The organism is Streptococcus chenjunshii (assembly GCF_003086355.1).
Classification (GTDB): domain Bacteria; phylum Bacillota; class Bacilli; order Lactobacillales; family Streptococcaceae; genus Streptococcus; species Streptococcus chenjunshii.
Genome location: NZ_CP031733.1, coordinates 531,388 through 550,782, shown reverse-complemented (window position 1 = coordinate 550,782; position 19,395 = coordinate 531,388). Strand labels below are relative to the sequence as shown.

21 protein-coding genes are annotated in these 19,395 nt (G+C 42.9%); all 21 read right to left on the bottom strand.

Annotated elements, in window-relative coordinates:
• Positions 1-23 precede the first annotated feature (23 nt).
• Positions 24-569 (bottom strand): ECF-type riboflavin transporter substrate-binding protein, encoded by a 546-nt coding sequence (locus tag DDV21_RS02850; protein ID WP_116878073.1) that lies wholly within the window; start codon positions 567-569, stop codon positions 24-26.
• A 115-nt stretch (positions 570-684) separates the two neighbouring features.
• Positions 685-1,530 (bottom strand): SAM hydrolase/SAM-dependent halogenase family protein, encoded by an 846-nt coding sequence (locus tag DDV21_RS02845; protein WP_116878074.1) that lies wholly within the window; start codon positions 1,528-1,530, stop codon positions 685-687.
• Positions 1,531-1,849: 319 nt separating this feature from the next.
• Positions 1,850-2,542: a methionine ABC transporter permease gene (locus tag DDV21_RS02840; RefSeq protein ID WP_116878075.1), complete on the bottom strand. Its 693-nt coding sequence runs from the start codon at positions 2,540-2,542 to the stop codon at positions 1,850-1,852.
• Positions 2,543-3,607 (bottom strand): methionine ABC transporter ATP-binding protein, encoded by a 1,065-nt coding sequence (locus DDV21_RS02835; protein ID WP_116878076.1) that lies wholly within the window; start codon positions 3,605-3,607, stop codon positions 2,543-2,545.
• On the bottom strand, positions 3,597-4,973 hold the full coding sequence (locus DDV21_RS02830) for a M20/M25/M40 family metallo-hydrolase (RefSeq protein WP_116878077.1): 1,377 nt from the start codon (positions 4,971-4,973) through the stop codon (positions 3,597-3,599). The genes DDV21_RS02835 and DDV21_RS02830 overlap by 11 nt, the downstream gene beginning before the upstream one ends.
• 368 nt (positions 4,974-5,341) lie before the next feature.
• Positions 5,342-6,187: a MetQ/NlpA family ABC transporter substrate-binding protein gene (locus DDV21_RS02825; protein ID WP_116878078.1), complete on the bottom strand. Its 846-nt coding sequence runs from the start codon at positions 6,185-6,187 to the stop codon at positions 5,342-5,344.
• 197 nt (positions 6,188-6,384) lie between these two features.
• A complete protein-coding gene (locus DDV21_RS02820; RefSeq protein ID WP_116878079.1) occupies positions 6,385-7,227 on the bottom strand; it encodes an amino acid ABC transporter substrate-binding protein in 843 nt (280 codons plus the stop codon).
• Positions 7,228-7,791: 564 nt separating this feature from the next.
• Positions 7,792-8,478 carry a gamma-glutamyl-gamma-aminobutyrate hydrolase family protein gene (locus DDV21_RS02815; RefSeq protein WP_116878080.1) on the bottom strand — a complete coding sequence of 229 codons (687 nt, stop codon included), beginning with the start codon at positions 8,476-8,478 and terminating at the stop codon, positions 7,792-7,794.
• A gap of 199 nt (positions 8,479-8,677) precedes the next feature.
• Positions 8,678-9,400: a YebC/PmpR family DNA-binding transcriptional regulator gene (locus DDV21_RS02810; RefSeq protein ID WP_116878081.1), complete on the bottom strand. Its 723-nt coding sequence runs from the start codon at positions 9,398-9,400 to the stop codon at positions 8,678-8,680.
• Positions 9,401-9,503: 103 nt separating this feature from the next.
• Complete coding sequence (locus tag DDV21_RS02805) at positions 9,504-10,058, bottom strand: hypothetical protein (RefSeq protein WP_116878082.1); 555 nt, start codon at positions 10,056-10,058, stop codon at positions 9,504-9,506.
• A gap of 65 nt (positions 10,059-10,123) precedes the next feature.
• Positions 10,124-10,975: an SDR family oxidoreductase gene (locus DDV21_RS02800; RefSeq protein WP_116878083.1), complete on the bottom strand. Its 852-nt coding sequence runs from the start codon at positions 10,973-10,975 to the stop codon at positions 10,124-10,126.
• 132 nt (positions 10,976-11,107) lie between these two features.
• A complete protein-coding gene (locus DDV21_RS02795) occupies positions 11,108-12,202 on the bottom strand; it encodes a nucleotidyltransferase (RefSeq protein WP_116878084.1) in 1,095 nt (364 codons plus the stop codon).
• 70 nt (positions 12,203-12,272) lie between these two features.
• Complete coding sequence (locus tag DDV21_RS02790; protein WP_116878085.1) at positions 12,273-13,013, bottom strand: class I SAM-dependent DNA methyltransferase; 741 nt, start codon at positions 13,011-13,013, stop codon at positions 12,273-12,275.
• An 8-nt stretch (positions 13,014-13,021) separates the two neighbouring features.
• A complete protein-coding gene (locus tag DDV21_RS02785) occupies positions 13,022-13,261 on the bottom strand; it encodes a hypothetical protein (protein ID WP_142917737.1) in 240 nt (79 codons plus the stop codon).
• A 214-nt stretch (positions 13,262-13,475) separates the two neighbouring features.
• A complete protein-coding gene (gene rsfS, locus DDV21_RS02780; protein WP_116878087.1) occupies positions 13,476-13,829 on the bottom strand; it encodes a ribosome silencing factor in 354 nt (117 codons plus the stop codon).
• Positions 13,830-13,896: 67 nt separating this feature from the next.
• Entirely contained in the window at positions 13,897-14,490 is a 594-nt protein-coding gene (gene yqeK / locus DDV21_RS02775) for a bis(5'-nucleosyl)-tetraphosphatase (symmetrical) YqeK (RefSeq protein ID WP_116878088.1), read from the bottom strand.
• On the bottom strand, positions 14,487-15,119 hold the full coding sequence (locus DDV21_RS02770) for a nicotinate-nucleotide adenylyltransferase (RefSeq protein ID WP_116878089.1): 633 nt from the start codon (positions 15,117-15,119) through the stop codon (positions 14,487-14,489). The genes yqeK and DDV21_RS02770 overlap by 4 nt, the downstream gene beginning before the upstream one ends.
• 437 nt (positions 15,120-15,556) lie before the next feature.
• Positions 15,557-15,865 (bottom strand): ribosome assembly RNA-binding protein YhbY, encoded by a 309-nt coding sequence (gene yhbY, locus DDV21_RS02765; protein ID WP_116878090.1) that lies wholly within the window; start codon positions 15,863-15,865, stop codon positions 15,557-15,559.
• Between the two features lie 70 nt (positions 15,866-15,935).
• On the bottom strand, positions 15,936-17,054 hold the full coding sequence (gene yqeH, locus DDV21_RS02760) for a ribosome biogenesis GTPase YqeH (protein WP_116878091.1): 1,119 nt from the start codon (positions 17,052-17,054) through the stop codon (positions 15,936-15,938).
• On the bottom strand, positions 17,055-17,582 hold the full coding sequence (locus DDV21_RS02755; RefSeq protein ID WP_116878092.1) for a YqeG family HAD IIIA-type phosphatase: 528 nt from the start codon (positions 17,580-17,582) through the stop codon (positions 17,055-17,057).
• A 174-nt stretch (positions 17,583-17,756) separates the two neighbouring features.
• Positions 17,757-19,142, bottom strand: coding sequence for an MFS transporter (locus DDV21_RS02750; protein WP_116878093.1), 1,386 nt, complete (start codon positions 19,140-19,142; stop codon positions 17,757-17,759).
• Positions 19,143-19,395 lie beyond the last annotated feature (253 nt).

The following is a 19,395-nucleotide window of genomic DNA, read 5'->3' as shown; positions in this document are numbered from 1 at the left end:
TAAAACTCAGATGCAGGCAGACTCTAATCTTTCGCCAGACTGCCTGTTTGAGTGCGTGTTTTAGCATAAACAGCCAAAAGAATAGTGGCGCCGATTCCGATTGTCAAAGAATTAGACAGAGCAGCAATAAGACCTTGCGTGAAAACCTTGTTAGCCGGCTCGCTGTAAATCAGAATATCACCGATTGGAGCAATAACGGCCCAAGCTGCAATATTCACCAGAACTTGTACAAGATTAAAAATGACAATATCTTTTCTGGTAAAAATACCTTTTTCAACTTGCAGGCGGTTCTTTAAAAAACCGATACCGAATCCGACAAGACTGCTCGACAGAACCCAAGACCACCAAACACCGTATCCGGCAAACATATCCTTAACCATATGGCCGATAAAACCGATGAAAAAACCGGCAGCAGGGCCAAAAATAACGGCAAAGAAGGCCTGTACTGCATACTGCAGGGAAATACTGGTATTTGAAAACAGCGGAATATTGACAAACAGGCCGATGATAACAAACAGTGCTGCGCCAATTCCGGTTGCTACAACTGTTTTTATAGAATTATTGTTCATGTCTCCTCCTCATTTCAGAACGTTTAAAAATAATACAATATAAAAGCAAAATCCTTCGCGACATTAACCTGCAAACCTCTTGGTCTTATCAGACCAGCTCAGCCAGCAGAGAATTTCAGTTAATCGTTTTAATCTCCAGCCGCCAGTTTGAGCCGACCCCTACATTATAGGCCTTGGCAAAAGAGCCTTGATTGATGGCCAGACCGACCCGGTAAAGCGAATTGATATAAATAAGTGGCTGACCTATGCGAACATCAGCAAACGATTTACCGTAGGTCACTTGATTTTGATAAACCAGCATATCATTATTATAAATAGTCACTTCAAAGCGGTCGCCGAATTCAGGTTTTAAGCGATAAAACTCTTTGCGCGTAATAGACGTCCAAAGTGACCCAAAACGCACATCTAAAATATCCACTGCCCCAATAACTGTATTCTCAGCAAACTCTGTTTCAACAGCTGGCAGCTCGACTATCTCATCAACAGAAAGTTCGGGTCCGACTTCCGCAAAAGAAATATGCCCGCTGGCCAGCTTGGCACCTGTATAGGCATAAACATCGCGGCCGTGGAAGGTATAAGATAACTCTGTGTTGCTGCGCCGATTAGCGAGCTCTGATATTTCTCGGACAGCCTTAATGCCGACATGCTTCTTGATATAAGAAAGGGTGCCGTTATCAGGAGTCACAATATACTGTTCCGACTCTGTCAGTGCCACGACACTTTTGCGCTTAGATCCAACCCCAGGATCAACTACCGAAACAAAAGTTGTCCCTTGCGGCCAGTATTCGACGGTCTGAAAAAGGCGGTAGGAAGCCTCAAAAATGTTATAAGGAGTGATGTCATGGGTCAAATGATGAATCCCAAGCGTTGCTTCCTCCTGCAGAGCAACGCCTACCATGGCAGAGACCGCACCGTCTGCCAAGCCAAAATCAGATTGCAGGACTAATAACTGGTTATTCATAAATCATTACCTTTCTCTCGTCATTCAGGATAAAAAACAGCTGCAATCATAAAACTGATAAAATACCGGCTGCGAGCAGCAAAAGGACGGTTCAGCATCTCTTTTGCTGTTTAGTCAGTTTCTCCTGAAAAACACTATGCTTTGTCTTTATTTTATCACAAAGGACAGGGTCTTTAAACAGCATTCTGCTTCAGCTGGTGAGCATCGGTTTGTAACAATGCAGAAAAACAGACCTCCAGCTTTGTCAAACCGGTCTTTGGAAAAGCTTATTCCACTGAAAGCCGTTTTACTGCAAGTACTCTTTATACAGCTGAAAATATTATTTACGGCTGAGTTTTCTTGTGACAAAATCCCCTAGGAACTGCAGAGCAAAAATCAGAACCACAATTAAAACGGTCGCCAGCCAGATGATATCCTGATTATAACGGTTATAGCCATAGTAAATTGCCACATAGCCCAAACCGCCGGCGCCGATTGCCCCGGCCATAGCCGTTTCACTGACTAAGGAAATAAGGGTCACTGTCATTACCCGAATAATATCAGGCAGCCCTTCACTCAGATAAATACCGACAATATCCCAAAAAGTCGCACCTGAAGCCTGTGCCGCTTCAATAACTCCCTTATCCAGCTCTGCTAAAACGACCTGAACTTGCCGGGCAAAGAAAGGAAAAGTAGCCGCAGATAAAGGGACCAGAGCCGCTGTCGCTCCTAGGTTTGTCCCGACAATCATATAGGTTAAAGGGCTTAAAACAGCTAAGAGAATAATAAAGGGAATCGCCCGAAAAACAGAGACAATCTTATCTAAAACCTGAAAAACAAAGGTATTTTCAATAACACCGCCCGGACCTGTTAAGACTAAGAAAAGGCCGCCGACAAGTCCCAAAATACCCCCAATCACAAAGGAAACAAAGGTCATAAACAGGGTATTGACAATCGCAGTCCACCAGCCGGCATCGCCTGCCCAGCCCATTTCATACACATTGGGCAAATAAGTTTGTATAAACTCAGCCATTTAGGCACCTCCCTTTAAAATTTTCACAGTGACTCCGGAAGCTGTCAGCGCATTCTTTGCCTGTTCAAGTCTGCTTTCAGTACCGGTAAGCACAACAATCAGCTCACCGACAGGCGTATCATCCAGTATATCAATATTAGCATAGAGAATATTAGCTGACACATCATAGTGCTTATAGATATCATTCAGAATGGGCTCATCAGTTGAAGAGCCGGCGTATTCCAGCTGGACCAGCATAGCATTTTGAGGGAGATTAACTACAATATCCTGCTGTTCAATTTTAGCCAAGGCTTCCTGTGTGCCGGTTGCAGTATTGATAAAATCACGTGTCAGTTCTTCCTTAGGATTAGAAAAAATATCCAGAACTGATCCTTCTTCCACTAAGTGCCCATTTTGCATGACAGCAACACGGTTGGCAATATCTTTGACAATCTGCATTTCATGAGTAATCAGCACAATCGTCAGACCTAAAGTCTGATTCAGCTCCTGCAAGAGCTTTAAAATTTGCTTGGTCGTTTTAGGATCCAGCGCTGAAGTGGCTTCATCTGAAATGAGAATCTTAGGATCATTTGCCAAAGCTCTGGCAATTGCCACACGCTGTTTCTGACCGCCGGACAGCTGCGCAGGATAATTATCAGCCCGGTCCGACAGACCGACAAGATCCAGAAGCCTGTCCACCTTGGCATGCCTTTCTGCTTTTGTTAACTTAGAATGCTTTAGAGCAAAGGCCACATTTTCACGAGCCGTCATACGAGCCATCAGATTAAAATGCTGGAAAATCATACCGATATCACGCCGCTTTTCCCGCAGCTCAGCAGCTGATAACTGAATCTCTCCGTCTGCAAAAAGAAGATCTCCATCGACTGTAACAGTCCCGGCAGACGGTTTTTGCAAGAGGTTGATTGCCCGTACGAGAGTGGACTTGCCAGCTCCGGAATAACCGACAATCCCGTAAATATCTCCTTGATTAATATGAACAGTAACATCTTTTACAGCTTCAATAATTTGTTTTTTCTGACGAAAAGAAATCACAATATGGTTTAATCTAATCATTTCATGGCTCATAAGTTTTAATCAGCTCCTCAATTAATTCAATATGGGTATAATAATCGGCAATAGCTACATTCTCATCACCGCCGTGGTCGCGGCTGTTGGCATTACCGATACCAAAAGCCAGCATAGGCACACCCAAAATCTCATAAACAGTATGCATCGGCCCTGTTCCGGCTGTCGTTGGCAGCACAGATACCCCTTCTTCATACAGGTCTTTGGCTAAATCAATAACCCTCAGAATAGCCGGATCGCTCATATCACTGCGGTAGCTTTCTTCGCCGAGTGTATAAGTCAGCTTGACACGATCAAAGCCGTGTTGCCACAAATGTTTCTGCAGTAAATCAAAAGCCAATTTGGGTGATAAGCCTGGAACCAAGCGCATTTCCATTTTCGCCTCGGCTTCTGCAGGTAGGATGGTTTTCACACCCTGTCCCTGATAACCCGAAGAAAGTCCTTCAATGCTGAGTGCCGGTTCAAAATAATAAGACTTTAAAAAAGCGCGGCGCTCAGACTTCAGAGCAGGCAGACGCAAGCCGTAAAGCTTACGCAGGGATTCACTGTTTTCAATAGCATAACGGTCAATTAAATCCAATTCACGCGCACTCGGCTCAAGCACATGATCGTAAATCCCTTCAACCAATATGCGGCCGCTGTTGTCCCGCATGCTGGAAATAGCACGCAGCAAATACCAAGTGGCAGATTCAAGCACTGCTCCATACTTTGAATGGATATCAACTTCAGCACTGGTTACTGAGACATTGAAAGTGATAATCCCTTTATTACCACCAGTTATTTCCAGCTGATTTAAAACATTTTTACTGCCTTGCTCCCAAATTAAAAGATCAGCCGGCAGCAACCGGTCACGGTACTTCTCCAGATATTTTTCTAAATCCTTTGATGCGGACTCCTCTGCTCCCTCCATCATAAAAATGATATTGACAGGCAGGTCGCCAAACTGTCTCAAATATCTTCTGACAGCCGTCAGACGAGCTGTGATATGGCCTTTATCATCATCTACGCCGCGGCCGTACATATAACCCTTGCGGACAGTCAGTTTAAAAGGATCATCACTCCAAACTTGATCATCATCAGCCGGAACCGTATCGTAGTGGTTATAAAAAATAATTGTAGGCGCATCGGACCGTGAACTTTTAAACTCAGCAATGACAAAGGGAGCCGGATAGGTTTCATCAATAGTCACCTCAGCACCGACACCGGAGAACACTTCGCCGAGGTAAGCAGCAACATCCTGCAGACCAAGCTGCTGAGCAAAAATCGATTTTTTAGCAATTAAGGTCCTGAGCACCTCAAAGTAATGCTGAGCGACCTCGTCCTGTTTAAATTTCTCTATTTGCTCTTCAGATGTAGAAAAAACCATCTCCCCCTCCTTCACCAAGATACAAAGGCCGTTTAAAGCTCACAGCAAAAATAGGAAAACTGACGCAGAAACCTTAGTTTCTAGGAAGTTTTATCTTTTTTGCAAAGAGCTTAGGCCGTGTTCAATTCCAACAAGATACAAAAGCCGTAAAGAGCGCAGCCTGAAGAATGGGACAGTGCCTCAGACTTCAGGAAAACTCTTACTTTTCAACGGCACTTTCCGAATGATTTATTTAGGTTAAGAACACCAAAAGTATGATGCTTCTCATCTAAACAGACTGCTGCATCAAAATAAATACCATATAGAAAAGGAGGTGAGAAAAGAGATTTTCCCAGCCCCTTTATTTTAAATAACAGCTGAAAAACGGCTTACCAAACCGGCTGATCAATTCCTTCAGACGTCTCATCAATCACTTTTTTAACATCATCCGTGTGGTAAACTTCCACCAATTTATTAATGATATCAGCCTTATCTGAATCTTTCCAGTCTGCCTGTGCAGCAATGACATTAATCCATTGTTCTGATTGATCATTAACTTCTTCAGTATAAAGCGACGTGTCATAATCGACTCCGGCTTCCACAGCGTAACTGTTATTGACAATAGCAGCATCTGCTGAAGATAATGCACGGGCAGTCTGACTGGCATCTAACTCTTTAATATCCAAGTTTTTCTTATTTTCGGAAATATTTGCAATTGTTGCTAATTCCTGTCCGGAAACATTTAATTTAATCAGACCGGCGTCCTGAAGTACATAAAGCGCCCGACTTTCATTGGTAGCATCGTTAGGGACGGCGATTTGGGCTCCATCCGGTAAATCTTTTAAATCTGTATATTTAGCTTTGCCATTTTCTGTGCCTGAGAAAAGATGGATCGGACTGATATAAGTTTCCGCAACAACAGCTAAATCTTCTTTATTTTCTTTATTCCAGTTATCTAGAAAATTATAGTGCTGGAAAGCATTTATATCTACTTCTCCGTTAGCCAACGCTTTATTGGGCTGTGAATAGTCGGTAAACTCTTTAAATTCTAAGTCAATCTTTTCCTCCTCAAGCAGATCTTCAATTTTATCCCAGCGTGCCTTATCCGAATCCGACATGGTCATTACACCGACTGTTAACGTTTTATCATCGCCTTTATCATTGCCACATGCTGTTAAAACCAAGCTTGCTGCCAAAACAAGACCTGTGAGGCCAAGAATTTTCCGTAATTTCATTTTTTGACTCCTCTTTTCTTTTTTTAATGTTCTTATTTTCTCATATTTAATTATAGCTAGCAAATTGTTTTTTCTAGGGCTTTTATATAGTTTAAAACTATACCTCCTTTAAATAAAAAGAGAAAAAACAATAGATACTTGCCTGAAAATGATCCGAATCCAGCTTACAGGCAGGCAAATTGTTTTTTCTGTGCTTTTTAATCAAGAGAAGGCACTTTCAAATCAGAAGCAGCCGGAACATAATCGGCGCTGCCGAGATATTCTTCAGCAAGCTGAGCAATCGTTCCATCCTCTAAAAGCTCTTTAATCCGGCCGTTAACAAATTTCTGAAGATCTTCTTGATCTTGGCCGAAAATAAAGTATATAAAAGGCTGCTCTGATGATTCAAGTTCAATCGTCTTTAAATTATTTAAATTCTGATTTTTGATAATCGCATTTACGGTTGGAGCATCAAAAATCTTAAAGTCATATTTCCCTTCGTTGAGGTTAGTCAAAATTTGGGTAATATTTTCATCAGTATAATTGAGTTCCACTTCGTTATCAGGATGTTCCTCGTTATACTCTTCCAGCTGGGTAACAGTTGTGTTTCCTTGGACAACCTGAGTAGAGTGCCCGCCGATATCTTCATAAGAGTCAATATCACTGTCTTTCGTTACTGTCAGAACAGAAGGCGTAGCCCCTAAAGGATAGGAGTAAAGATATTTAGCAGCACGTTCTTCTGTGAAAGAAAGATTGTTCCCAGCCATCTGGTATTTATCGGAATCCAAACCGGTAAAAATAGAGGACCAGGCTGTTTTTTGAAAGCTGACTTCATACTTATCAGACTCTTCAAAAACTGCTCGAGCCAGCTCCACATCAAAACCAGTCAGTTCACTGTCTTCTTCATATGAAAAAGGAGCTGTTGTCCCAACTGTTGCAAAAACGACTTTCTCTTTAGCTGAATCATCTGTATTAGAATTTGATTGAGAGCTGCAAGCAGACAGAGCAAATCCTGCAGCTAGGGCCAAACCGGCAATTCCAAAAATTTTTCTTAATTTCATCTCTTCTATTCTCCTTAAAATAAGATACAAAGGCCGTTAAAAACGCAAAGAGAAAATAGGAGACTGGACGAAGAGCCGCAAGGCTCTAGGACAGGCTATCTTTTTCTCACAGCGTTTAGGCCGTGTCCGATTCCAATAAGATACAAAGGCCGTGAAGAAATCCGTATGAAAATAGGGACTGACAAGTGATACTTCTTGCATCACGCTGACAGGCGTACTCACAGAGCAGCCACACTCGTACGTCAGCTTGCGCTTCCTACGATTGCGTCTCTTTTTCACTAGGATTTTAGGCCGTGTGCAGTCCCAATTTTAGCATCAAAGCCTATACTGATAAACAAACTGTCAGCAAGCGTTTCTTTATGGCACAGCCAAACGTCAAAGAATTAAAGAAGTTCTAAAAATCTCTTTATTTTGAGTTTAACATTTATATCTTATCATCTTTAATCAATCATAACTAATATTAAAAAACTATCACCGTGATAAGTATTTTTTATCACTCTTTATTCTCCACGTAAAAATACAGCCGGCAGATATAAATAGCAAAATCTCAGTCTTTTCAGCTTTTTACAAGGTATGCACTAAATAAGTAAATACGGACTGACGGTGGCTCTCCTCTAAAAGGAGTTCGGGGTGCCACTGAATACCTAAGATAGGGAAGCCAGCCTCACTTTCATAAGCTTCAATAGTGCCGTCTCTAGGATCGTGTGCTGTTGCAATCAAGCCCGGAGCTAAATCTTTAACACTTTGATGGTGAATAGAATTAATCCAACTTCCTGACTTAACAATATGGCTTACACGGCTGTTGGGCAGAATAGCCACTTCGTGCGATGTGCCAAAAATCTCTTCCTGCCAGTGATCAGCCACAGTTTGATTTAGCGTGCCGCCTAAAGCAACATTTAACAGCTGCATCCCGCGGCAGACTGCAAAAATAGGCTTCTCCTGACGAATAGCTTCTTTAACCAAAGCAAACTCAAATTCGTCTCGCGCTAAGGAATAATCATCGCTGTCACCAGTTCTTTTCTCACCATAAAAGCTGGGATCAACATTCTGACCGCCAGATAAAATCAGCTTATCAATCATGGACACATAGCTCTTAGCAAGCGCTGCCGTCCCGATCGGAATAATGACAGGAAGGCCGCCGGCAGCCTTTACACCATCTGACAGATGGCGTGATACTGCATCAAACCGCAGCCCGGACATTGCCGGTATTTCCTTTTCATTCCCCGTAATTCCGACAATAACTGTTCCCATTAGCCTTCCCTCCTTTTCATTCGCTCAAAAGATTAGCTGTTTTTAATAAAATTAGTTTATCCTAAATCTGTCGGAATGGCTAATATATATTTTTTATCACTGCTATAAAGACAGACTATCATGAAAAAACCTCTTTCTTTCGGTAACAATCCGAAAGAAAGAGGTTTTAAAGCAGGAATACGTCTTCTTTTATAATGAGTTAAGCATCGAAATCAGCCACATTATGGTAAACCTTTTGCACATCATCATCCGCTTCAAGCGCATCGATTAATTTTGTGAAGGTTTCAAGATCTTCACCGGCCAGCTCAACTTCTGACTGGGGTATCATTTCCAGCTCTGTCACTTGAAAATCCTCAACACCATTGGCACGAAGAACTTCCATTCCTTTATGCAGGTCTGTCGGTGCCGTATAAACCGTAATCGTTCCGTCCTCAGCTTCGACATCATCAACATCCACTTCTGCCTCAAGAAGCAGCTCAAAAATACTGTCTGCATCCTGACCAGCAAAAACAATGACCCCTTTATTATCAAATAAATACGATACGGAACCGGCAGTTCCCATGTTTCCGCCATTTTTGCCATAAGCGCTGCGAACATTGGCAGCCGTACGATTAACATTTGATGTCAGCGTATCGACAATAATCATTGAACCGCTTGGTCCAAAACCTTCGTAACGCCCTTCAACAAATGTTTCATCTGTGTTGCCTTTAGCTTTATCAATAGCTTTATCGATGACGTGTTTAGGTACTTGTGCCTGTTTGGCACGCTCCAGCACAAATTTAAGCGCTGAATTCGATTCCGGATCCGGTTCACCCTGCTTAGCAGCTACATAGATTTCAACACCGAATTTAGCATAAACTTTTGAGTTAGCTCCGTCTTTAGCTGTTTTTTTCGCTACAATATTGGCCCATTTACGTCCCACAAATAATCTCCTTTTCTTAAATTAATCCTATTACACTCCTAAGAGTGTCTCTATTTTAACGTTAATATTATAGCACTTTGGCAGACGTTAGTAAAATGGCTTTTCAAATATCCAGACCGTTTACCTTAATATTAGGAAGATAACGCCGAATATCTGCTACAATATCATCAATACTGCCATCCAGATAGGTCACATTAATCCGAACACTCTTGCTCTGCAAAAGCTTAATCGGAAGAATTTCATTCATGGTTTCCAAAACAGTATGCCTACTGTTTGACGAGCGATAGTAACTCAGACGCTTCTCATATCTAAGGTAATCAATATCGCTCCAAGAAAAATAATAGTTCTTCAGCCACGGCCCTCTGACAGACAGTCCCTGTTCATCTCCAGCGATAATATTTAGAGGAACAAGAATTTTAATCAAAGTCGGAATAATGAGCCATAAACCGGCAGCAATCATAATCATAAATACAAAGGTAAACATAAACCCGGCGATAGCAAAAGGAGAACTGTCAGAATGCCCAGATATATTCGCTGTATCGCCTAAGATAAAAGAGGCTGTTCTCAGACAAAATAGAACAAAACCCAAAAAGAAGAAACCTAAAACAATCTGCCAAAGCAACGCTGTTTTGCGGTAGCGATAGCGAAACTCAGTCATAAATGCACTCTCCCCCCCGTTTTTCATCACTTATTACAAGCTGATTTTAAATTGTCATCCACATATCACTGATTCTCAGCAGCAAGAGTCTGTAAATACAATTTCAAACTGGTCGGTTTCCTGCCCAAAACCCGCTCAATATCCTCAGAAAGACCGGCTTGTTCCCCTGCTGCAATGGCGGTGTAGGTTGATACCCAGGAATCATACTCCCATTGCTGAGCCGGCCAAGCTTTACGGGATTCATAGGCTTCCGGGACAGTTTCCTCAACATAGGCCGCTTCTTTACCCAGTATTTGACCGGCCTGAGATGCGATATCTGCCAGAGTCAGCTCTTCCGGCCCAGTCATGTCCAGAATTTGATTCTCCCATTTTTTCGGATTCTGCAAAATTTCTGCTGCTACCTCTGCTACATCGTTCCGTAAAACAGCTGATACCTTACCTTGTCCGGCAGGTCCTTTAATTTCCCCATCAGTCCTTATCAAGTCAACAAAGAAATCCATATAGAAATTATCGCGAATGAAAGTGTAAGCAAAGCCCTGCTGTTTAATATATTGCTCTGTTGCCGCATGGTCACGCCCCAAAGTAAAAATCGACTGCGGACTGGCATTATAGAAGGAAGTATAAATAATATGCTTAACACCGGCTTCACGGGCAGCAGCAATAAAGCCTTTATGCTGCTGCAAGCGCTCCGGATGCTCTTTGGCTGATACCATAAAAAGCACCTCTGTTCCCTTCAAAGCCGCTACCACCTCCTGTGACTGCTCATAACTGGCTTTAAACACGTCTGCTCCTGACAGTTTTGGTGCTTTTTCGGGACGGCGGGCCAAATGCTTGGCCGGAAGCCCTGCTTCAGAAATACGGCGGGCAACAAAGCCACCTAAATGTCCTGTCACTCCTGTAATTGCAATTGCTGTCATAGTCTGCCTCCATCTATTATTTAATAGGATTATTATAACATGGCTAAAAAATCAGTGCAGACATTTAGTGTCAAGCTCTCAACACTTTTTAGACTAAAACGAACAAGCCCTGCTGAGAATCTGCTGCTGTTTTTAAGTCGGTATCTTTACCGGTATTCGGCCCCATGTCTGCTCTGCTATAGCGGAATTTCCCTGCTGGTAAACATTGTCAGCCTGCTGAGTGAGTTTATCCCAAGGCTGAGAACCGATGCGGGTTACGATAGCTGCAGATTTTTTCACTTTATTCAGATGAGCCTGACCTTTAGCAGTGAAGCCAAGAATATGAACAGCCGCTGGCAGCGGACTTTCGCGGGCATTGACAAGAATATAAGTTAATATCCTGCGCACACGCGCTTTAGTATACCGTTTGGTTGCCACTTTTTCAATCAGCTCTTCGACTCTTGCTGTTTTACTGACAGCTGCACAGAGCCGATGGGCCAATTCTTCATTAACCTGAAAGATAGTAGTCAAATCCGGGTTGGTCACAATTTGATATTTTAAAAGGGGAAAATAATCATTCCAAACAGCCTGCGGGGAGCTTAAAAGGAGAGCTGAATCCGGAACAGCCTGTTCCACAAAGCCACTATCTGCAATGTGCTTACGAATAGCTGTTGCAGAGGCAACCTTCTGATCTTTGCTGTCCGAATGAAAGGCCGCTCCTAAACGCTTGACGGGCTGCAGCCGCCAATTCCTTCCTGCACTGGCCTTAACATAAGCCAAAGCTAAAATATGATTGGGAGTGTCACCTGAAAATCTGACAGCAGCAAAATGCTCCCACATAGCCTGAGCTTTTTGGGGATAGGAAAGCGTATCGGGAAGTGCGGACAGATATGCAGCCATCTCCTTGTGCTTTTTTTCATATACTGCCGAAAGTTGCTGATAGTCCAGATCTGACTCAGTACCAAAAGCAAGCGTGTCAATTTCTAACTGCCCTAGAATAGCGGCTGCTCCTGCCGCGAAGTAATCAGCGGATTGAACCGAAACAAGAAAAGGGAGCTCAACCACAAGGTCAGCTCCACTTTCAAGCGCCATCCGCGCTCTCGTCCACTTATCAACAATAGCAGGCTCACCGCGCTGGACAAAGTTCCCCGACATAGCAACAATTTTTGTTCCCTGTGCCTGAGAAAGCAGGTATTTATGCCCATTGTGAAATGGGTTGAACTCTGCAATAATCCCTGTAACTGTCATAAAATGCTCCTTTAAGTTTAAAGCTGTTACTGTAGATTGCCAGCAGCAACAATATCCTGGCCTACAGTTCTCATTTTTCAGCCACAAAAAACCAGCGCAGGCTGTCTTTTTCGGGTTCCTTATCTTCAAAATCAGCATAAACTCTGAAAGATTTAAAACCGGCCTGCTCCAAAAGGATATCGTAGGTCAGAATATCGTAAGTCCGTTCTTCATGAACTTCGTCATAACGTGTAAAACGCCCATCTTCATCCTGAAGAAAAAAAGTCAGTTCATGCACAATAGAGTGGGGAGCTGTATCCGCATAGGTATCCCAGAGCATAGCAAAATCATCTGCATTTTCATGGTAGGAAAAGCCGGGATAGTGTTCATCAGTCTGATAAGTGGAATGGACATCAAAAATGAAAACACCGCCATCATTAAGAACTTGGTAAACTTCTTTAAAAACATCGCCTACATCACCCTCATCCTGCATATAACACAAAGAATCAGAATAGCAGGTTACAAAATCGTGCTTCCCGACTTGTGATAGATCCAGCATGTTTCCCTGTTTGAAAACAATTTGCTTTTGAGCAGAAGACGCCCGATTTTCAGCTATTTTAAGCATATCAGCACTTAAGTCCAATCCGGTCACATCAAATCCTGCTTCTGCAAAATACAGGGACTGGATACCCGTTCCGCAGGCCAGCTCTAAAAGTTTATTCTTCTGACTTGTTTTTGGCAGATGACGGAGCGAAAAGTCTGTCCATCTGTCATAGAGCGTCTGGTCCATGATACTGTCATAAACCTTAGCAAAAATTTCATAAGCTTCCATAATATTCCTTACCCAATAGATAAAAGGTATCTGTCTGATGTCCTCGCATCTGCTCCTAAGTCGCTATAAGCAACCATAAAAAAGATAGTATGCTGACCAGCCAGCAAAACTATAAAATCAACAGAACGAACCGTATCTGAATAGAAGTGGACCATAGAGCCCATATATGGCGGCAGAAAAGACAGAACAGCCATCATAACAGCAAATGTATCCAAATCCCCAGAGGACATGACAGCTTTCAAGCCCAAAACAGCCCTGATGCAGGGAGAAAGCAGCATTTTCAGCAGACTGAACGTCGTTGGGAGAGTTCGGCACAGTCCTAATAAGTTTTTTCAATCCTGAAAACAGCAGCAACTGCAGCTGTTCCTGCATAAACAAGAAAAGAAAGACAGATGCCCCGCCAGAAACCAAGACTCTATCCTTCAGCAACTAAAACTGTCAGGCTATAAACACCCTTACAAATCAAGCCAACATTCCTGCAATATCTACTATCTGTGCATCATGCCAAAGCTTTTCCAGATTATAGCGCTGACGCTCATCCTCTGAAAAGATATGGACAACCACATCGCCAAAATCCAAAAGGACCCAGCCGGTACCGCCGCTTCCTTCCAGACGGCTGGCATCGCCGCCAGCCTCCTTGATCTTTTCCCGGATATTATCTGTAATGGCTTCCAGCTGTCGGCTGTTAACGGAACTTGCAATAACAAAATAATCGGCTACACTGGTCAAAGGAGCCACATCCAAAACGACGATATCTTCAGCACGTTTGGCATCAGCCGCTCTGACAATAAGTCTTAAAAGTTCATTTTTATCCATAGTCAGTTATTAATAAAAGAGACGGTAAAAAACGGTAAAAACTGCTCTGCCGTCTTCCTCAATCCTTTCAATCGTTCTTCAAATAGTCAATATAAGCATTGTATGTTTCAATAGTCTGCGGGTAAATTTTAACACCCTTGCCGGCTAAATGCGCTACTGTATGAGCTGTTTCATAAGCTACTGCCTTATCAAGAGACTGCTCTGCGATTTCACGCGCTGCTTCAACCCCTGGAAAATGGCGGTTCTGTTCGATATAATCAGCTACATAAACAATCTTATCCAGCTTAGTCATAGCTGCAGAGCCTACTGTATGAACAGCAATACTGTGCAGGATTTCCTCGTCGGTCAAACCCAGTTCTTCCCGAATTTTGTAAATTCCAACTGCCCCATGCCAGATTTCATTCCCCCAGTTTTTTAACTCTGGATCAAGATGATATCTGTCAATTAGATCCAAAAATTCTTGATCGCTGACCTCTTTTGCGTAATCATGAACCAATCCGGCCAAACCTGCTTTTTCTTTATCAAAATGGTAAAGCCCTGCCAGACGGACAGCTGCTTTTTCTACTCCCAGGACATGATTGTAGCGCTTTTGACTCATGACAGCCTGCAATTTCTCCAAAAGCTCGTTACGGTCAAAGTCCAAATATTTTTCATAAGTCATCTATAGAGACCTGCTTTCTTGATATAGGCGAGGACGGGCTGAGGAAGCATAAAGTTAGGAGGGCAGCCTTTTTTGATAAACTTGCGGATACTGCTCGAACTGATATCCATAAGCGGTACATCAATCCAAATAACCGGATAGCTGGTCCCTGTCTTATACTTGGGGCGCTGAACACCAACAAACTGCACCATATCAACTAATTCATCAATACGGTACCATTTAGGCAGATAAGCAACCATGTCGGCTCCAATAATGAAGTAATAGTCGGTATCAGGATTGGCTTCTTTTAATAGTTTCATCGTGTCATAGGTATAACTGATGCCTTGCCGCTCCAATTCAATTGTCTCAATATCAAGCCCCTCAACACCGTTGATAGCCAGCAGCAGCATATTGAGACGGTGCTTTTCGTCAATTGTTTCCTTTTTATCCGCATGAGGCGGTATAAATTCAGGCATCAGGCGCACTTCATCAAGTCCAAGCTGCTGACGCACCTGATCAGCAACAAGCAAATGAGCATTGTGGACAGGATTAAAGTTACCGCCCAAAATCCCCACCTGTTTACGGTTTTTATCTTTTACTTCAGTTTCAAGTTCAACTTTTGTGAACGGAGTTAATAGCTCCAAAGCCATAGTCAGTCTCCTCGTCTGTAGTCGTCCTTCATTATAACACAAAAGCAGGGAAAGAAAAAGCTGTCATCATAGCTTCTATATCCTTCTAGGTAACTTTTACATTCCCTAGGATATAGGGCTTTTTCGGTTGAAAAGGACTTGCCGATAATTATTTTACACAAACTCATGGCGGAAACAGGCCGCGCTGAAAGCTGATGCAGCATCTGTATCGTTTTATAACGAAAATATTCTATCCCAGTATTCTGAACACGGCTCCGATGTCTTAAACTAAAAAAGAGCGGGCAAGCCGGTCACTTCAAAAAAGTTCGACTTATCCTCACTCTCATATTTCCAAGTTTGGCCTGAAATCATCTGGCAGCTGATTTCCATTTCACACAGTTAATCAATCAGGTAATGTATTTACCATCAAAGTGATATTTTACCCGATTTTTGAAGCATTAAATCATTTTGACTTTTGGCGATAATTTTCGGTTTTCTTTTTTGGCCGATTCCTTGTACAAAATCAAGATGCGTCCGATTTTTAGGACGGTATCACAGCCGATCTCAGTTTCTAAGATATCAGCGACTTCATGGATATCTTCATCAGTGTTTTGCAAAAGAGTAACCTTAATCAGTTCTCTGGCATCCAAAGCATGGCGAATGTCTGTTTTGACGGGGTCATTGAGACCTTTCTTACCAATATGAACGATAGGTTTCAGAGAATGTGCCTCTGCCTTCAAAAAGGCACGCTGTTTTGATGTTAACATATTTACTTTCTTTCTTTTTAAGGTATTTTGAGCAATAAATTCAAACGGGCTTACAGAACCAGCCGACAGATCAAATCAGTGCTTTTCTCACCATAAGGCCGACACCCTCTGGTGCCCAAGCTGAAATTTTTACAGGTTGATCTTCCTTAGCTGGGACACAGACCCAACCGAGACCAGAATAAACAATATCTGCTTTATCTCTGACAGTAAAGTCGTGGCGGACAAGTTTGGGAAATGTCTCCAGTTCTTTTTCTGCCGGCGGAATCAAAAGCCCACCTGCATGTTTGGCGTAGAAAGCATCAGCTCCAGCCAGTTTAGTGCGGTGAATATTGAGACTATTGTCAAAATAAGCTGTGAAGCTCTGCTTTGTTCCGGATCTAAAATCAAACCGTCCCAAGCCGCCGAAGAAAAGGGTTTGCTCGGGGTTCAGCTGATAAGTCTTTGGCTTAATTTCTTTTTTAGGACTAATGTATTTGAGCTGTTTCGCAGTCAAATAATGTGCCATCTGATGGCGGTGAATAATCCCTGGTGTATCAAAAATACAACTGCCGTCATCCAGCGGAATTTCGATCTTATCAAGAGTTGTCCCAGGAAAACGTGATGTTGTAATGACGTCTCTGCCGCCGGAAACTTCTTTAATAATAGCATTAATGAGGGTTGATTTTCCAACATTAGTCACCCCCACCACATAAACATCACGCCCTTGTCTCAGCAGTTCGATTTTATCAATCAATTCCTTGATAGCCTGATGGTTTTGGGCACTGGTCAGGATAACGTCAACCGGACGAAGGCCTTCTTCGTGAGCACGCTCTCTTAGCCATTGGGTTACTTTGCTGTCTTTTACGGACTTGGGCAGGATATCTTTCTTATTGCCGACAAGAAGCACGTCATTACCAGCAACAAAGCGTGACAGACTTGGGATAACTGAACCATTGAAATCAAAGATGTCTACCACATTGACCACAAGTGCATCGCTGTCCCCTACATCATGCAGCAGTTTTAAAAAATCATCGTCGGTGACAGATACATCAACGATTTCATTATAATGACGCAGACGAAAACAGCGCTGGCAGTATAATTCTCCAGTTTCTTCTGCTTTTTTAACAGAAGCAGCAGGCGTGTAGCCTGCTTTTTCCTTATTTTCTGTCTGAATTTCGGCCCCACAGCCTATGCAAGATAATTTTTCCACTTAAAGTCCTTTTTGATACTCTATTTTACCGTATTTTTCTTCGAGTTTAACCCATACCCGACGTTCCCGCCAGCGGTTAAACTTTGTATTCCAAGCATCTGTTCTGACCAGAGGCTTAACCAAAACCGACCTGATTCCGGCTCTGTGGCTGGCTCTGATATCTGTCATCAGCTGGTCGCCGACCATAATCACTTCATCGCGATTAAAACCATAGCGCTCAATAGCTTTGTTAATTCCCCACGCAAAAGGTTTCATAGCCCGGCTGACAAAATCCACTCCAAAATGAGCCACAGCACGTTCCACACGGGAATGGCTGTTGTTAGAGATGACAACAACCGAAATATCCGCCATCGTCATCTCGTCCAGCCATACTCTGACTTCATGAGTGCCATCGGGATTATCCCAGGCAATCAGCGTATTATCCAGATCGACTAATATGGCATGAATCCCCTGACGCAGCAAATCTTCTGCTTTTAAGTCGTAAACTGCTCCAACCGCAAAGGTCGGACGATAATCATCTATACTCACACTTCTCTCCAAAAATGTATTTCTTCTCCATTATAGCATAAAATCCAGAAATTGGAAAAAGCCAAAGACCTTTCAACGCTCCTTTAAACTGAGACAGTGCACCGCTTGCTGATATTTTAGCAAATAACTGAATAAACTTGATTTTTTAGCAAGAAAGTTTAGAGAAGAGCAGACTCAGTCATCTTTTTTAACAACAAAAACAAGAATAAGAAGCTGAAGTCCAGCCAGAAGCATGAAAAGTATAAAAGCATGGCGGGAACCAAGGGCCGTGGCCCTGCTGTAAGTCAGTGCAGAACCAACCTGACTCATAGCGACAATCAAGGCGGCTATGGTTGTTCCAAGAGCGCCTGCAAACTGCTGCAGAGTATTAAAAACAGCATTGGCATCCGATCGTTCCTGAAAGGTCAGCTGTTTTTGACCATTGGTCATAATATTGCCAAAAGCCATACCAGTCCCGACCATATTAAGGAAATAGATGAGACAGATTGCTGTATTAGACAGATGCAAACCAAAGGCTGCATAAATGATTAAAGCAGCTAAAACGAGTCCTGCGCCCAGCCAAATCGGTTTTCTGGCCCCGAATCTGTCCAAAATGGTCCCGCCAAATGGAGAAAAGCAGGCCCCCAGCAAGGCCCCCGGAAGCACAATCAAGCCCGCAGCTGTTGCATCGGCACCATTGACCAGCTGAACATAATTAGGAATCAAAAAAGATAAACCTAGGTTGACAATCTGAAAGAGGAAAAAGGCCGCAACATGACCGGCAAAGACAGGATTTTTCAAAATAGTGAGATTGACAATCGGCTGCTCCAGCCGCTTTGAACGGCTAAGCAAAAAGACGAGTCCTAAAACACCTAAAACAAGAGATCCCAATACATTAAAGCTAAAAAAGGGATGAGAACTCAGACCCTCAATGCCAAGAATCAAACCAACAAATAAAGCCATAATTGCTAAAAAGCTAAGCAAGTCAAATTTTTCAAGCGCAACTTCCGATTTTTGTTCAATACTTCTTACTCCCAGAAAGAGGGACAAGAGCAGCAAAGGAACCAGGAGAACAAAGATATAGCGCCAGCCAAGACTGGCAGCAACCAAACCGCCGAATGTCGGCCCAATCGCCGGTGCCACCGCAGTAATCAGGGTTCCAACCCCCATCATAAGACCAATTTTGCTCATTGGTACCTGCTCTAAAATAATATTAAACATCAACGGCAAAGCAATACCTACACCAGCTCCCTGAACCACACGGCCCAGCAAAAGCAAGGTAAAGTTCGGAGCGGCAATATCGATTAAAAGACCGATTAAAAAAAGAAGATTGGCCGTTAAAAAAAGCTGTTTCATTTTAAAAGAACGTTTCAAATAAGCAGAGAGCGGCACAATAATAGCAACAACTAAGAGGTAGACGGTCGTCATCCACTGAACAGTGGCCGTGCCGATAGCAAATTCTTTCATCAAAATCGGAAAGGTAATATTCATTGCTGTCTCAACCAGAACCCCGCCAAAAGACAGTAAGCCGGTTGCCAGAATAGCAGAAATAAGCTTCCCTGATAACGTTTTTTGTGACATCAAATCCTCCTCACATAGATACCAAGGCCGTTTAAAAATCCGTATGAAAAGACGGTAAGTCCGAAATCTGTGATTTCGCAGACGCCCCTCTGCCAAGATGACTAGAAGGGTGCAGTCGGCCGTTAGGACGACAAAGCCTTCAGACGTCTACGGCTGACTGATATTTAAGTTAGCACTAGTTGCATACCCTTTTTTCACTAGGATTTTAGGCCGTGTGCAGTTCACCAAGATACAAAGACCGTAAAGAAAGCCA

Bases quoted from the DNA above. Each gene is read 5' to 3' on its own strand.
- DDV21_RS02850 (WP_116878073.1), bottom strand. From the start codon at position 569: ATGAACAATAATTCTATAAAAACAGTTGTAGCAACCGGAATTGGCGCA.
- DDV21_RS02845 (WP_116878074.1), bottom strand. From the start codon at position 1,530: ATGAATAACCAGTTATTAGTCCTGCAATCTGATTTTGGCTTGGCAGAC.
- DDV21_RS02840 (WP_116878075.1), bottom strand. From the start codon at position 2,542: ATGGCTGAGTTTATACAAACTTATTTGCCCAATGTGTATGAAATGGGC.
- DDV21_RS02835 (WP_116878076.1), bottom strand. From the start codon at position 3,607: ATGAGCCATGAAATGATTAGATTAAACCATATTGTGATTTCTTTTCGT.
- DDV21_RS02830 (WP_116878077.1), bottom strand. From the start codon at position 4,973: ATGGTTTTTTCTACATCTGAAGAGCAAATAGAGAAATTTAAACAGGAC.
- DDV21_RS02825 (WP_116878078.1), bottom strand. From the start codon at position 6,187: ATGAAATTACGGAAAATTCTTGGCCTCACAGGTCTTGTTTTGGCAGCA.
- DDV21_RS02820 (WP_116878079.1), bottom strand. From the start codon at position 7,227: ATGAAATTAAGAAAAATTTTTGGAATTGCCGGTTTGGCCCTAGCTGCA.
- DDV21_RS02815 (WP_116878080.1), bottom strand. From the start codon at position 8,478: ATGGGAACAGTTATTGTCGGAATTACGGGGAATGAAAAGGAAATACCG.
- DDV21_RS02805 (WP_116878082.1), bottom strand. From the start codon at position 10,058: ATGACTGAGTTTCGCTATCGCTACCGCAAAACAGCGTTGCTTTGGCAG.
- DDV21_RS02800 (WP_116878083.1), bottom strand. From the start codon at position 10,975: ATGACAGCAATTGCAATTACAGGAGTGACAGGACATTTAGGTGGCTTT.
- DDV21_RS02795 (WP_116878084.1), bottom strand. From the start codon at position 12,202: ATGACAGTTACAGGGATTATTGCAGAGTTCAACCCATTTCACAATGGG.
- DDV21_RS02790 (WP_116878085.1), bottom strand. From the start codon at position 13,013: ATGGAAGCTTATGAAATTTTTGCTAAGGTTTATGACAGTATCATGGAC.
- rsfS (WP_116878087.1), bottom strand. From the start codon at position 13,829: ATGGATAAAAATGAACTTTTAAGACTTATTGTCAGAGCGGCTGATGCC.
- yqeK (WP_116878088.1), bottom strand. From the start codon at position 14,490: ATGACTTATGAAAAATATTTGGACTTTGACCGTAACGAGCTTTTGGAG.
- DDV21_RS02770 (WP_116878089.1), bottom strand. From the start codon at position 15,119: ATGGCTTTGGAGCTATTAACTCCGTTCACAAAAGTTGAACTTGAAACT.
- yhbY (WP_116878090.1), bottom strand. From the start codon at position 15,865: ATGTTAACATCAAAACAGCGTGCCTTTTTGAAGGCAGAGGCACATTCT.
- DDV21_RS02750 (WP_116878093.1), bottom strand. From the start codon at position 19,142: ATGTCACAAAAAACGTTATCAGGGAAGCTTATTTCTGCTATTCTGGCA.